This is a genomic window from Alteromonas sp. 4NH20-0104 (assembly GCF_057547795.1).
The window spans coordinates 54017-68953 of the sequence record NZ_BAAJLP010000027.1 but is presented as its reverse complement, the minus strand read 5'-3'; the positions used below and the strand labels follow the sequence as shown (position 1 = coordinate 68953).

Annotated in this window: 9 protein-coding genes; 8 read left to right on the top strand and 1 reads right to left on the bottom strand. The window is 49.5% G+C overall.

Going from position 1 to position 14937, the window contains the following annotated elements:
• The 5 genes from AC27IB_RS17680 to AC27IB_RS17660 all read left to right on the top strand — a co-directional run bounded on the left by AC27IB_RS17680 (position 1) and on the right by AC27IB_RS17660 (position 10434).
• Complete coding sequence (locus AC27IB_RS17680; protein WP_487122593.1) at positions 1–1488, top strand: flippase; 1488 nt, start codon at positions 1–3, stop codon at positions 1486–1488.
• Positions 1489–1491: 3 nt separating this feature from the next.
• A complete protein-coding gene (locus tag AC27IB_RS17675) occupies positions 1492–2826 on the top strand; it encodes a tetratricopeptide repeat protein (protein ID WP_487122591.1) in 1335 nt (444 codons plus the stop codon).
• A gap of 5 nt (positions 2827–2831) precedes the next feature.
• The gene (locus AC27IB_RS17670; RefSeq protein WP_487122589.1) at positions 2832–5831 is read left to right on the top strand and encodes a glycosyltransferase family 39 protein; all 3000 of its coding nucleotides are present in this window, start codon (positions 2832–2834) and stop codon (positions 5829–5831) included.
• Between the two features lie 48 nt (positions 5832–5879).
• Entirely contained in the window at positions 5880–8867 is a 2988-nt protein-coding gene (locus AC27IB_RS17665) for a thrombospondin type 3 repeat-containing protein (protein WP_487122587.1), read from the top strand.
• Between the two features lie 211 nt (positions 8868–9078).
• Complete coding sequence (locus AC27IB_RS17660) at positions 9079–10434, top strand: cytochrome-c peroxidase (RefSeq protein ID WP_487122585.1); 1356 nt, start codon at positions 9079–9081, stop codon at positions 10432–10434.
• Positions 10435–10524: 90 nt separating this feature from the next.
• On the opposite strand, the gene AC27IB_RS17655 is transcribed toward AC27IB_RS17660, so the two are convergent.
• The gene (locus AC27IB_RS17655; RefSeq protein ID WP_487122583.1) at positions 10525–11100 is read right to left on the bottom strand and encodes a D-sedoheptulose 7-phosphate isomerase; all 576 of its coding nucleotides are present in this window, start codon (positions 11098–11100) and stop codon (positions 10525–10527) included.
• 570 nt (positions 11101–11670) lie between these two features.
• On the opposite strand from AC27IB_RS17655, the gene AC27IB_RS17650 reads away from it, so the two are divergent.
• From AC27IB_RS17650 to gmhB, 3 genes are all read left to right on the top strand, one after another.
• Entirely contained in the window at positions 11671–13041 is a 1371-nt protein-coding gene (locus tag AC27IB_RS17650; RefSeq protein ID WP_487122581.1) for a hypothetical protein, read from the top strand.
• Positions 13042–13231: 190 nt separating this feature from the next.
• Entirely contained in the window at positions 13232–14320 is a 1089-nt protein-coding gene (locus AC27IB_RS17645; protein WP_487122579.1) for a hypothetical protein, read from the top strand.
• Between the two features lie 34 nt (positions 14321–14354).
• Entirely contained in the window at positions 14355–14909 is a 555-nt protein-coding gene (gmhB, locus tag AC27IB_RS17640) for a D-glycero-beta-D-manno-heptose 1,7-bisphosphate 7-phosphatase (protein ID WP_296043955.1), read from the top strand.
• The last annotated feature ends 28 nt before the right edge of the window (positions 14910–14937 follow it).

The following is a 14937-nucleotide window of genomic DNA, read 5'->3' as shown; positions in this document are numbered from 1 at the left end:
ATGGCAGGCAACGGGCGTGTACTCAAAAACCTGGTGATGGTGTTTGCCAGCGAAGGGGTTGGCGGACTGCTGAGTTTTATTATCGTTCTGTTGGCGGCCAGGTTATTAGGGGTAGAGCAGTTTGGTGTGTTTTCTTACATCCTGGCGATCACCAGTGTTTGTCAGTTGGTGGCCGATTTTGGGTTAACCAATTTAATTGTTCGCGAAGTAGCAAAGGATACCAGTAAAGCACAATATATCATGAGTAATGTGCTGACCCTGGCGTGGGGATTATCGGCGGTGATCCTTGCGCTGGTCACCCTGATCTCACTGGTTAGTCTCACTACCGCCGAGCAACAGAGTGCGGCTATTATTATGGGCGTGGCTGTTCTGGCTACCTATCACTCTGTTGTTTATTCTTCGGTTTGCCGGGCTTTTGAGCAAATGAGCTACAACGCCATCAGCTTTGTGGTGCATAAGGTTATTTTACTGGGACTCATTTACCTGTTCTATCACTGGTCTGTGTTCTCTTCTTCGCTACTGGCTATCTGCACCGCATATCTGGTGGCCAATCTTTGTCAGTATGCTTATTTTTATCTGGTAGTCAGAGCCAGGTTTATACGCTTTGGTTTCGGCCGCGATTTCGCTTTTGCCTGGCAGCTGTTAAAGGATGCAGTGCCCATTGGCGCGTCTATGGTGATACGCCGGTTAACCCTTCAGGTCGATACGCTATTGCTTGGCGTACTGGCAACTGCCAGTGCCGTAGGGTTATTCAGCGCGGCGTATAAAGTGGTTCAGGTTGTCGATATGATCCCGTTTGCTATTTGTCTGCCACTGTTCCCGGCTATGTCGCGAATGGCCAGCAAAGAGCCGGATAAACTACCGGTATTCTTCTCGTTAACCCTGACCGGTTTTTTACTGGTATCCATTCCGCTGTGTGGTTATGTGTTTGTGTCGGCAGGTAACCTGATTGAGCTTTTTTATGGCCAGACATTTGTTAGTGCGGTGCCCGCTTTACGGATCCTCGCATTTGCCATAATTGGCCTGTTTGTCAATATGTTGCTCAGCTATGTGTTTATGGCATTAGGTAAGCAACGCTTCTATTTGCTGGCGGCAATGAGCTGCCTGATCGTTAACGCTTTGGTCGATGTGCTGCTTATTCCCCGGATGGGCGCAACCGGCGCAGCCTGGGGAACGTTACTCGGAGAGCTGAGCTATTTTCTGCTGTGTATTGTGTTTTTATCCCGCGTACAACTGGCCTATGCCTGGTTAACTCAACTGGCTCGTCCTGTGTTGCTGTGTGCGGCTTTAAGCTGGGTGGCCTATCAGTTGCCGCCTCAGGGCGTAGCCGAACAAATTCTTTTTTCAGTGGTTTACGTCGTAAGTTATGTTTCCGGGCTGTTTGTGTTGCGGGTGTTGAAACCGGCAGAGGTGAAGCGGGTCATCCGCTTGCTAACAGAGCGTTCGAGCGCTCCTCCACTGGCCGATAATTCGGCATCCGGGAGTTAATGGATGCGTGCTCTCAGTTACCTGCAAACCGGACTGCATACGGCCACAAAACCCTGGCGCTTCATCGAGCAGCACCCGGTATTGTTACTGGCTGCGTTATTAATACTGGTTGGCAGTGGGGGGACCTGGGTGGGAATGCCTCTGACCGGTGAGTATCGGTTGGCAGATTTGCAGCCGGCTGCCCAGAACGGCCGGTTTAAACTGGTGGTGCTGGGACTGATCGCATTGATCTTTTTAACCACGGCGCTGCGCATGTTTACCCTGCGTTTACTGATTTGCTATGGCTTAACGGCGTTTATGGTTTGTCTTGCCCTTTCCGTTAGTCTGCTCGATGGCGAACGTATTCAGCTGTATATCACTGAAAGCCAGTCATTTCGGGATATTCAACACATTCTGGCGTTAAACACTATTCCCAACGCCGGGCGTTCGGTAGAAACGGCGCTGGCCTTCGACGCTTACCACTTCACCGACCGCATCAGGGCTTCGCTGGGGATTTTGGGGTGGGGGGCCAAGTTAAGTATCCTGATCGGCTGTATGGTGTCGGTTTATTGTTTGGTGAGCAGCCCGCGCAAACTGATTGCGTGCTTGCTGGCAGTGCTGTTTGCCCTGACAACGTTTTTTGCAACCGGGATAGGGTCGGTATCGCTGGCCTATCTGAAGCTCAATCAGGGCGTACGTGCCATTAACAATGGGGAGCCTGCGGCGGCTATCGGTATACTCAATGAAGCGGTGACGCTGGACCCGGTACTCACCTATTCACCGGGTTTTACGCTATTGCACTCTTACCTGTACTTTTCAATTTATGGGCCGGCCACGCCTTTGGCGAAAGCTTATCAGCTGGAACAACGATTCAGCGCCGGTCGGTTTAGCGAAGTCACCGATATTAATGCATTATCAGCCAGTGCCGCGGGGTTAAATAGCACTAATCAACAGGACAATATTAAGCCGGCACTGGTAAATGCCCACATCAGAACTGAGCAACGGATCACCATGGACGCTTATAATCGAACGGGGCTGTTGTATCTGTGGCGCAACGAATGGGGACTGGCGGAAAGTCATTTTAAATCGTCGCTGGCAATTAGTAGTAATCTGGTAGGACAAACGGCGCTACTGCGAATTTATCAGCAAACCCGTCAGTATTCGTCTTGCGTGAGCACCGCAGAACTATTATTGCAAAGCACCAAAAACCGCTCAGTATCGGCTGACGTCTGGTCGTCAAAAGGCGATTGTCTCAGCGCACTGGGTCACCCTGCAGAGGCCCGCCAGGCCTATCAGCAGTCTATTGCTTTAGATAGCGATAAGAACTACCGGGCCGTTAAAGGCCTGAGTGGTACGTAGGGGGGATGATGAAAGCAGAGCACTGGTGGAGTGGCATTACACTTATCATCCTGATGGTTAGCGCAGTTTTGTTCGGCTACCTGCAGTCAGTCGATGCGGCAAATCCCCGCAAGTCACTGAACTGGTCGCAAAGTCAGTGGATTAGTACGGCCTCTGAGGGCGCTAATGGATACTTTCGCCATGCCATCGAGCTGGATAATGCACCACAACGGGCGGTGCTGCAGGTTTCCGGTACTGACAGCCTGCAACTTTACGTTAATGGCAAGGCTATTAAAGCGGCCGAAAGTCGCTCGTTACAGGCTACCGCCGTGCTGGACTTGAGCCGTCAGTTACAAACCGGCAATAACATTCTGGCGTTTGAATTGCACCGCTCATCATTCCCGGCAAGGGTAGCATTGCGATACGAGTTAACCGTTATTGACGCGCTTGGCCAGCGACAAACATTTTTCTCTGATCCTACGGTGCAGAGCCAGGCGTTATATCCGCAAACCACGACCCGTCATAAATGGTTCGATAAAGGCTACGATGACGCCTTATGGACACGTTCGAGCAGGGTAGCTGGTGAAAACCGGTTAACTCAGGTGGCTATTCCACCAGAGGTATTGCTTGCCTTGCCCAGTCCGCCGTCCTTCGTGTTGAATGCTTCTCAGCACTGGTCGGTTTCACTCTCAACCACCTTTAGCTACGACAAGTCGGCAACCGGGCAGGTATGGCTGGCACTAGCCGCTGATGTACCTTACGAGGTGGTGATTAATGGTATTAGTGGCGGCGTCTATCCGCCCTCCGACGCGCAGCTGCACTTGAATTCGGTATTGCCCCGTCTGCGCGATGGCGAAAACAGTATAGAAATTAATCTCATGAATAATGGTGTCGATCCGCTGGTGGCGGGAGGGCTTATTCAGGGAAATGATTATCAGGTGTCTACAACCTTTATTGGTGCCGATTGGCAAGTTCGAGGCGGCGGCGGCAGTAGTCATTCGGCGCTGGATGATATTCAGTCAACAGCCGGGCGGACGCAGGTAAATATGGCAGCCCCGGCGGTGCCACAAACCTATACCTACACGGTAACCGATGCCTTTACGCCGCCGGCGGTGGCACAAGCCGGTCCTTGGTTGCAGGGGGCCCTTGTAGTGGGGTTTATCCTGCTTGTTGCGCCGCTATTCAGGCTGTTGGGAGTGGGGCTGCTGACGCAGCTAACCAGTACCTGCTTTGCCAATGCCATTGCCATTTTATGTTTAATTGCGGCCTGGTTTGTGGCTCAGGATGTGCGGTTTGATGCGCGGCAAATATTCTCTGTAAGTGCCTTACACCTGATGCTTATTGTGTGGATGCTGATGGTTATTGCGGTACTCGTTGAACAGGCGGCATCGGTGAATAAGCACACGAGTGGAATAATTCCCCGAGGGTGGAAAAGCGCCAGTCAGTTCAAACTGGGTCATATAGCTTTCTATGTCGTGAGTGCTGTCGTAGCCCTGGTGGCTCTGCTGTTGCGCTTGCAGAATATCGAACAACAAGCGCTTACCGTGGATGAAGCGACCATTGCGGGCTTTGCCAGAGGCGTAGTGGAGCGCGGCTATCCGTATTTAATGGTGGGAGGTATGGAAGTCGAGTTGGCCACCTATGAATTAGTGCCTTATTTCCTCGCCACTTCGGTTAACGTGTTTGGATACAGTGACTTTGCCCTGCGTATTCCTGCCGTGCTCTTTGGTACCGGAACCTGCCTGTTAATCATGTATTGTGGTTCAGCCTGGTTTGGCCGGTTAACCGGCTTAACGGCTGGCTTGCTCTATGCTATTTCGCCCTGGGCAATATACTGGGGGAAAAATTGCTTTCACCCGTCGCAAATTCAATTTTTTAATTTACTCGCGTTAATTGCGTTTTACCGGTTACTCGCCAGCGATCGGATTTCCCTTAAACTCGCAGGCTTGTCGGCACTGGCTTTTGCCTGCAGTTATCTGAGCTGGGAAGGTTCAGGGTTGGTGTTACCAATTATGGCTTTTGTGGCCCTGGTAATACGCTGGCAGGACTGGCGCTGGTTCTTTCAGCTGAACCTGTGGATTGCGGCGGTGTTAATTATTTTTGTGGTAGCGGCCCAGGGGATTCGCCGTTCGCTGCTCCAGGAGCCCTTCATTATGGTGGGCTTTGGTAAGAGTGACCTGGCTACGCCCAAACTGACTTTCACCCAGCCGTCTTATGAGCCCTGGTATTACATCAATAACTTCTTTTTCACCGAAACCCACATTGGACTGAGCTTATTCTTCCTGCTGGGACTGATATTTATGTTTTATGACCGCAAACTGAGCTTTGTGGTGTTGTTTGTAGTGATGGCTTATCTGTCGTTAACCAATCTGCTGGGCTACTACAATGCCCACTATTTTTATTTCGTACTGCCGGTCTTTTTACTCGCTGTGGCGGCTGTCTTCGTTAAATTGCTGATGCTGATCCAACGCCAGTGTCAGCGCATAAGCGGCAAGGTGTTCCGCGTTCAGGGCGCGCTCACCGCCGCTCTCATTATGTGGGTGTTAGTGGTCCCTGCCGGCGCTGGTGGACTGCACCTCTACCGCCTGATGAGTGGCAATATTGATGCTATGCGGGTGGATTACCGACCGGGCCTGGCAGGCATGGACGGACGGTCAGTGTCGCTTGCACTTTCTCAATACTGGCGCAGTTCAGATGTACTCATTACTTCGATACCGTTACTCACCGAACACTATGTAGAGAACAAAGGCGACTATTTTGTACAAACCATTACCGACCGTAAGGTGGTATATGACACGGTGAAACAGCGCCCTTACTACGTGGATAAATTTGTCGGAAACCCGGTGTTACGAAATAAACAGGAACTTCAGGATGTCCTGAGTCGACACGACCGGGTGTTTTTTGTGGCAGCCCCGGTAGACGGTTTAACCCGGATTATCGATGCCGACACATTGGATTTTATTAATCAGAATATGCGGGTTGTTGCCGAAAGCTACGACAGTCGCCTGTATCTTTGGGAGCGTTGATAAGGATGTTTGAGTATCGCAGCAGTGCAAAACCAGGGAGTAATTGTAGTGAGAATCTATAGCGTCTTTCTCATGCTTGTTGTTTGCGTAACCTTACTGGCGGGTTGCGGAGAAGGGAATTCGGTAGAAGATACCGAAGCGAACCGTTGTTCAGCCCTGGTGAATCCTGGTGCGGGCGATCAGGATGGTGATGGCATTATTAATCAGTGCGATACCGACAATGATAACGATACTATCGATGACGACATTGATAACTGTCCGCTGGTGGCCAATACCGACCAGCTGGACACCAACAGTGATGGGTTGGGGGACGCATGTGACGTTGATGGTGACGGTATTGAAAGTACCGTGGATAACTGCCCGGCAACCTTCAACCCTGAACAACTCGATGGCAATGGCGATGCAATCGGTGACGCCTGTGATGAAGACAGTGATGGCATTCGCAGTATTGATGATAACTGCCCGGCAACAGCTAATATTGATCAGCTGGATGCCAATGGTGACGGCATTGGTGATGCCTGTGACAATGACAACGACGGTATTCTCAATAGCATCGACAATTGCCCGGATGTTGCAAACCCCGAACAGCTGAACAGCGATGAAGCTTACCCCGGCGATGCTTGCCAGGATACCGATGCAGACTTGATCCTGGACGTAGAGGATAATTGCCCGTTTGAGGATAATCCCGATCAGGTAGATTCTAATGGTGATGGGGTGGGAAATGCCTGTGATGTAGACAGTGACTCGATTCCAACCGAACTCGATAACTGCCCTTTTACTGCTAATTTTAATCAGGCCGATAGCAACGAGGATGGTCTGGGCGATGCCTGTGACCGCGACAGCGATGGCGTATCAGACAGAACAGATAACTGTCCGATTGATATCAACCCCGAGCAGGAAGACGAAGATGGAAATGGCCAGGGGGACGTTTGTGATACCGGTTTAAGCTCACCGGGAGTTAACTTCTTTGAACCGGTAAATTTATCGGATAACCCCGGTCTTACTCTGCGGCCTGCCATTAAGTTTGATAATAACGGCAACTATCATGCGGTCTGGGATGATAACACCGGCATCGAAGGAGCAACCGAAGTTTATTATACCGCAGTTAAAGTTGATGGTTTTGAACAGCAGACAGTCATAAAGCTTTCAAACTCACGATCTGAAATCATCGGTCTGGCGCAACGTGCAGACATTGATGTTGCGCCTGACGGCAGTGTGCACGTGGTTTGGCAGGATACTAAAACCAATACTTCGGATATTTATTACCTGATCCTTGAGCAAAACGAAGAATCAGGCGTGTTTGAGATCAGCCCAACCCGTAACGCCAATGACATTAATCCAGAAACGAACCTTTCAAATTCAGCTCAGGCAAGTAACGAACCTACGATAGCCATTGACGCCGCTGGCGTCATCTATGTGGTGTGGTCATCGGATACCGCGGTCAATATTATTCGCTCCACAGACAATGGCGCAACGTTTAGCAGCCCGTTGCGTTACAGAACAAACGTGATTGTTGAACCTGCGCTAACCGTAAGTGACAGTGGTCTGGTAAGAATAGTCTGGGCACAACAGGACAGCCTGATTTATGTAACGTCATCCGATAGCGGCGAAACGTTCGAAACGCCCCGTCAGCTTTATGTTTCGCCGGATACAATCCAGCGACCGGATATTCAGGCCTATGGCGATATTGTTTATATTGTCTGGGATCAGGAGTTGTTAAATCAGAATACCGATATCCTAATGATGAGATCAAGCGATGGCGGCGAGACTTTTAGCGAGTCACGAAATATTTCGGCTAACAGCGGGACGTCTATTTACCCCTCTCTGGCTGTCGGACCCACCGGCGACGTTTTTCTGGCTTGGTCAGATACCACCACGGGCAATTATGAAACAGTGTATGTGGAGTCTGAGGATGGTGGCGAAACATTTAGTGATTTGGTGGTGATTTCACCGAGTGATAACGGTTCGCTGGTTATCGATTCGGACGTCGATGAGAATAACAACTTTATTGTCGGGTGGGATGATAACCGTTATGACTCTTTCGATATTGCACTGTCTTACGGCACTAGTGCTATCCCGCTAGTGAATGACATCAGTGACGTTCCCGGTTTCTTTGACCCTGAGGCTGAATTAACGGTAATGCTCGCTGCTGCTTTCTCCGATTCGTTGGTCTCGAATGTGGCGATTTACACAAATACGGGCGCCAGTGTCGTCAATATTTCCAGCACCGGAACCAGTACTTATTACTTCTGGGATGGACGAAATGCTGACGGGGAAGTGGTGAGTGAAGGAGAGTACAGTTACGTAATAACCGCCTACACACCCGAGCGAATACCAATCGAAAGAACCGGTACTATTCGGGTTTATAGTGTCGATTCACCTGAGCGACTTCCACAAATCGTAACTTTTACAACAGACCGACAGGCATTTTCGCCGAATGATGATGGCAGAACGGATATTGCCATTGCAACGGCTACTTTTAATCAGTCGTTACCCTGGGAAGTGACGTTGCTCGACAGTGATGCCAATCTTATCTTTTCTCAGACCGGTGAGAGTGCGTCTACCACCATCGAATGGGATGGTTTGCTTGAAGACGGCACCTCGTATCCGGAAGGGACCTATACCTTTAATGTGTTTATTCAGTCAGATGACGGCAGTACGGCGCAATCTGCCGTTGATATTGTCATTGATATGACACCGGTGGAAGTGGAAAACCTGGAAATTGTCGACGTGGATCTCAGTGCCGGTACAGCAGGGAGCATCGGTTTTCACATTACTGAAAGTGCGGTTGTTACTATTTACATCTTCGATGAATCGGGCTTCACCACCATAAACGAGCTGGTCAGAACCCAATTGGGGGGCGGCTATGATGGCGAACAAGGTGCGCAGGATGTCTATTACGAATGGGACGGTACTTCGGGTAATGGGACCTTGCAAGAGCCAGGAACCTACCTGTTACGCATTTGGTGCCGTGATTTCGGTGCAAACCCGGCCCGGGAATATCCTTTTATAAGAGAAATACAAATTCGCGAGTAAGGCAAGTGGCCTTGCACCAGGTTGATGCTTTTTTGTTCAGCTTGGTGCCTGCTTTCTATACTTGAGGTTATAAATGGCTGTATTTACTTGAGTAAATTATGGTCCCCATATTGCAGCATTAATTTTACAAAAGCAATAAAACACAAAAACAAGAAACACTCTGAGTGCACAGCAGTAAGTGCAATGGGTTGGAACACAAGGAGAAGACCTTATGGTCAGATATACCGATATACTGAAACTGTTAGCTGTGTCTCTGGGAATATCCGTTACGTTAAGTAGCGCACAGGCACAGGAACTTCCTGAACCGGTCACCGATGCCGATTATTACGATAACGGCGCCCCGCCCCAGGCTAAGGTTAAACTGGGGAATATGCTGTTTTTTGATAAAATCATGAGCGGTAACCAAAACATATCCTGTGCGACCTGTCATAACCCACTGCTCACCAGTGGTGATGGTTTGTCTCTGGGGATCGGCGAAGGTGGTCGTGGCCTTGGCCGTTACCGCACCACTGGTGAAGGGGCGGAAGCCGTGACCACCCGAATTGGCCGGCATGCACCACACCTGTTTAATCTTGGCGCCAAAGAGTTCATCAAAATGAACTGGAATGGGATTCATCAGATCAGTGATGGACGTTTGGATTTGCCGTCAGGTCGTGCCACACCGCGTAATATTGAAAACGTTTTAGCCGGACAATCATTATTTCCAATTACAAACTTCGCGGAAATGATGGGGGAAATTGGCGATAATGAGGTGTCTTCTGTGGTCAGACCCCGTATCGGGCCTGCAAACTTTCCGGCTATCTGGAACGTTTATATGCAACGTTTACGAGCGATTCCGCTGTATGTGCAATTGTTTATGGATGCTTATCCAGGCGAAATTCTGAGTGCCGGGGATATGCAAATTCAACACTATGCCAATGCTGTCGGCGCTTTTCAGGCCGTCGCCTTTAGAAGTGACAACAGCCCTTTTGATGACTACTTACGCGGCAACACCGATGCGCTCACCGCACAACAAGTGCGCGGTATGAATTTATTCTATGGCGAGTCTGGGTGTTCAAGCTGTCACAGTGGCAAATTTCAAACCGATCAGGGGTTCCATGGGATTGCTATGCCTCAGGTAGGTCCTGGTCCAGAGTTCCGTTTTCCGCTGCAGGATAGGGGGCGTGCTGAACGTACCGGTAAGTCCGAGGACTGGGCGAAATTTAAAACACCATCCCTGCGAAATGTATGGCTAACCGCACCTTATGGCCATGATGGTGCCTACGCAACCTTACGAGGCGTTATTGAACATCATCTGGATCCGCTTACAGCACTGGAAAATTATGATGGTAGTCAGTTAGTCGTGGCTCAACATGCAGAGTTTGAATTAACCGATCTGGAAGGCTACAACGATCTGGTGCTGCGTCAGGATGTCATTGACGCAAATGAATTGCAGCCTGCAAACCTGAGCGAAGATCAGGTTGATGATATTATGGCGTTCCTGAAAGCACTCACCGACTGGAACAGCTTTGAAAGGGGGGAAATGATCCCTGCTGAAGTCCCCAGCGGCCTGCCGGTTTTGGATTAACGGCGGCGTTACCTGAAACGCTCAATAAAAAAGCACCTTACGGTGCTTTTTTATTGAGTATCAACTGAATTAGCGCGTCAGTCTTTTACCTTATCCTTTGAAATAACGCTTTTCTACCTGTCCGCACAATATGTGGCCGAGCAGAATATGACACTCCTGAATCCGTGCCGTATCTGGCGAAGGAATGCATAGGCAATTACACCGTGCTTTTAACTTACCCCCGGTTTTACCGGTTAATACATAGGTAGTAACGTTCATTGTTTTCGCCACTTCCACAGCAGCAATCACATTCGGACTGTTGCCGCTGGTAGAAATACCCACAAATACGTCTTTTTCAGTAGCGATACTTTGCAGCTCCCGGGAAAAAACGAATTCATAGCCATAGTCGTTGCCAATGGCGCTGATGGCGGAATTGTTGGTACCTAATGCCAACGAAGGCAGTGGCGCCCGATCGAACAGAAAGCGGGACGTAAACTCAGCAGATAAATGCTGTGCGTCGGCGAAACTGCCGCCGTTTCCGCAGAAAATGATTTTACCGCCTTGTTGCAATGAAGTCAGGCATGCATCTATTAGGTCGCTAAGTTGAGATAGCAGTGCTTCATCCTGTAATGTGGCTTCTTTTACCGCGATGGATGCTTTGATCTCTTCCAGAATATCCGGGCTCATGCATTACTCCTGTCGTGTAGGGTTGCTTCAGTGCGTACTGTGCATTATTTAATTTTTGCGAGAGTCATTTATCGTGCCATAGACCCCTGGGAAAAACACTCCTTTTTAGATTACTTCGCTCACCTGTGAGCAAAAATAGTAAGAATGTTGTGCTCAGGAAAACCCCGGTCACCATTTTTTATTAGATCCTGTTGTTTTATCGTACTTTTTAGCATTTTTAAGTGTCTCAACCGCCGTTATTCAATTTTCTTTCACACTGTAGGTTATTTTTTTGTATACCTGATTGTGCGGATGAATATGATTAAAGCCTGTCTTTTTTAATATCGCTCAGAATAGCAAAAGTGAATAGCATTAAAGCTGTTTTGTGTCATAGGGTTAGTCTTTTCATTAAGGCTTAAATTATGCGTTGCCCGAGGCGATAATGATTCCGCAAAAAGGCCGTAAAATAGCTTCAGGTCGCGTTTTATATACCCTCGTATAGGGGCTGTGATTTTTATTTATACCGAAAAAGACTTTAATGCATCCCGTTCTTTGCAACCGTGTTTAAGTTTTTTTTTGAGGTAAATAGAAATGACTGGTTTTATTAAAAGTGTTGTTGCTACTGCTGTGATCTCTGCAACATTCTCTGCAGGTGCTGCTAACCTGAGCGACACTAACTTCACCCGTAAAGGTATGGAAACCAATAACCTCGATGGATCGACCCAAGTTCAATTTTCTCGTACCAGTGCGTTTACTGCGACTGCTACTTCCCGTAATTTCTGGCGCCGAAACTTCAGGAACCCTGCACCTGAGCCGACTCCAGAGCCAACTCCGGAACCAACACCTGAGCCGACTCCAGAGCCAACGCCTGAGCCGACTCCAGAGCCAACGCCTGAACCAACTCCAGAGCCTACGCCTGAGCCAACGCCTGAGCCGACTCCAGAGCCAACTCCGGAACCAACTCCGGAACCAACGCCTGAACCTGCTCCGGAGCCAGACACTAAGAGTGCACCTCAGGGGCTCTACCACAGTGCAGGGGTTATCAGCTCGAGCGATCAGCGCGGTACCATAATTCGTGATGATATTAACGGCGAAGATTATGTGTCAGGCAGTCTGGTGAGAGTCAGCTGGAAGGCAATTAACCCCTCTGAAGGAGTGTTCGACTTCACACCGTTAGAAAATGAACTGGCAGCCGCCGCAGCGTTGGATGCCAGTATCAGCCTGGCGATTCTCGATAGTAAGGAAATGCCCCAGTATGTATTGGATCAGTGTGAAACCTTCGATTACAGTTTCCGTGGCCAGCCCGCTACCACCTGCTTGCCATGGGATAGCAACTATCAGCAATTTAAAGCCGAGCTGGTGAGTCGATTAGGTGCACAGTTTGACTCGCACCCTAACCTGCGTGGCGTTTATATGAGCTACGCGGCTATGTCTAACGGTATTGAGATGCACTGGCGTGTGGATGAAAATGAGTTCACAGCAGCCGGTTATACGCCAGACCGCCTAGAGCAGTCGTATAACGATGTTATGGATATGTATGCTGCCGCGTTTACCACTACGCCAATAATGATGGAAGTTCACACGGTTTTCGACGAGTCCTACCTCGCTGAGAATGCCTTCAATCATTGTTACGATACACTGGGCAGTCGTTGTGGTGTGGCCATCTGGTGGTGTTCATCACGTATGGCAACCGATCCAAGAGAGGCGGAATACCCGGTTTATCATGTTGCCCAGCAAGCTACTGAACTCTCGTTTGCTGTATGTCAGACCATCGGTAATTTCAGCACACAGCCAGACCGTTTCGATTCTGGTCAGGGCTGGACATCAGAAGAAGCATTACGCAACGAAATGGACTTCTTCATCGGCGAAGGGTTTAAAAACTTCGAGATTTGGTCTGCTGACTTAAAGGATGCCAGTTTGATGACTATTCTGGAAAACGAGTACGCCCCGCTGCTGAAGTAAGCCTCGCAGCATGATTTCTCAGGCCCCATTCGGGGCCTTTTTTATATTTGTCGGTAACAGCTCGTCACGTCATAGTTGAGAATGAGAGAGATTACCAGCATACTTTGATTGAGTAAGATTCAGCCCGAAAGCAGTAACCGGGTCGGTCTGATAATCGAATGCGCTGTTTCTATCAACGAGGTAACCACCTTTGTTTCGACTATTCGTTTTGCTGATTGCTATGGTACTGCTTATAACGGCTTGTGGAGGCGGTAACTCTGCAACGTCTTCCCCAACGCCAACGCCTTTGCCACCAGTGCCTGATCCGCCCCCGGCAGGCGAAACGAAAGCGGCCCCTCAGGGCGTTTTTAACAGTGCGGGCGTCAGAAACATCAATACCCCTTCAACCCAGGTATCCGAACATATTAATGGCTTACCTCACGTCTCTGGCACGCTGATTAGGTTAAGCTGGTCAGATATCAATCCCACGGCCGGAGAATATGACTTTTCAGTGATAGAGCGAGAACTACTGGAAGCTGAAACCCTGGGCGATTTCGTCAATCTGGCAGTCATTGATAGCAAAGAGATGCCCCAGTGGCTGCTCGATGAGTGTGTGACCTTTGACTACTCGTTCAGGGGCAACCCGGCGGTGACGTGCTTACCGTGGGATGCTGATTATCTGAGTTATAAAGAAGCGTTGGTAAGCGAACTCGGTGTGCAGTTCGACAGTCACCCCAACCTGGCCGGTATTTACGTTACTTATGCCGCGATGACTAACGGCGTTGAGATGCACTGGCGTGTGGATGAGAGCGAGTTTGCAGCGGCCGGCTACACCTTTTCCCGGCTTAGCGACGCTTACAACAGCGTGGTGGATATGTATATGACGTATTTTCCAACGACCTCCATTATACTTGAAGCGCATACCGTGTTCGACAGCGCTGCCCTGGCACAAACGGCCTACGATTATTGTTTTGACACTATTGGCGAGCGTTGTGGTGTGGCAATCTGGTGGTGCGCATCACGTATGGCCACTAATCCCAGGGAGTCTGAATATCCGGTATTTAGTGTCGCCCAGCAAGCCGCCAACAACTCTTTCGCCATTTGTCAGACCATCGCCAGTTTTACCGATGAGCCGGAACGCTTTGACGAAGGTATGACGACTGAGCAGGTTTTTCGCAACGAAATGGCATTTTTTGTGGGGGCCGGATTTAAAAACTTTGAATTCTGGACCAACGATATTCAGAATGAGAATCTTACGGCAATACTGAACGCCGACTATCTGGCTGATATCGAAAATTAGGCCAGTTGAGCTCGCCCGATTAAATGGAATCATTATGGCACCAAAGCGAAAAGCGTTTTTTCTCGACCGCGATGGCGTGATTAACATCGATCACGGTTATGTGTGCGAGCCTGAGAGTTTTGAATTTGCCCCCGGTGTGTTTGAAGCCTGTAAAATGATCTCTCAACAAGGCTACGACATTATTGTGGTAACTAATCAGGCGGGCATTGGACGGGGTTACTACACAGAAGAGCAGTTTGCGGCGCTCACCAAGTGGATGTGTGAGCAATTCTCCCAACATGGGGTCGCCATTACCGATGTTCGGTTTTGCCCCCATCACGCCACCCACGGTCAGGGCGAATACCTTAAAGATTGTGATTTCCGTAAGCCAAATCCGGGTATGATCAACGCTGCTGCCACAGAACATCAGATTGACCTGGCAAGCTCGGTGATGATTGGCGATAAAATGTCAGACATACAGGCCGGTCAAAGCGCCGGAATCAACCAGTTATACCGGGTGGATTCTCATTATGAAAGCGATGGGGTGGCCTCCGGCTACCAACGCTGTTCCAGCCTGTTTGATGCAGTAAAACACTTTTTTGCAGGTTAGTAGCCTGTATCAAGGTCCTCGCGAAAGT

Bases quoted from the DNA above. Each gene is read 5' to 3' on its own strand.
- AC27IB_RS17680 (WP_487122593.1), top strand. From the start codon at position 1: ATGGCAGGCAACGGGCGTGTACTCAAAAACCTGGTGATGGTGTTTGCC.
- AC27IB_RS17675 (WP_487122591.1), top strand. From the start codon at position 1,492: ATGCGTGCTCTCAGTTACCTGCAAACCGGACTGCATACGGCCACAAAA.
- AC27IB_RS17670 (WP_487122589.1), top strand. From the start codon at position 2,832: ATGATGAAAGCAGAGCACTGGTGGAGTGGCATTACACTTATCATCCTG.
- AC27IB_RS17660 (WP_487122585.1), top strand. From the start codon at position 9,079: ATGGTCAGATATACCGATATACTGAAACTGTTAGCTGTGTCTCTGGGA.
- AC27IB_RS17655 (WP_487122583.1), bottom strand. From the start codon at position 11,100: ATGAGCCCGGATATTCTGGAAGAGATCAAAGCATCCATCGCGGTAAAA.
- AC27IB_RS17650 (WP_487122581.1), top strand. From the start codon at position 11,671: ATGACTGGTTTTATTAAAAGTGTTGTTGCTACTGCTGTGATCTCTGCA.
- gmhB (WP_296043955.1), top strand. From the start codon at position 14,355: ATGGCACCAAAGCGAAAAGCGTTTTTTCTCGACCGCGATGGCGTGATT.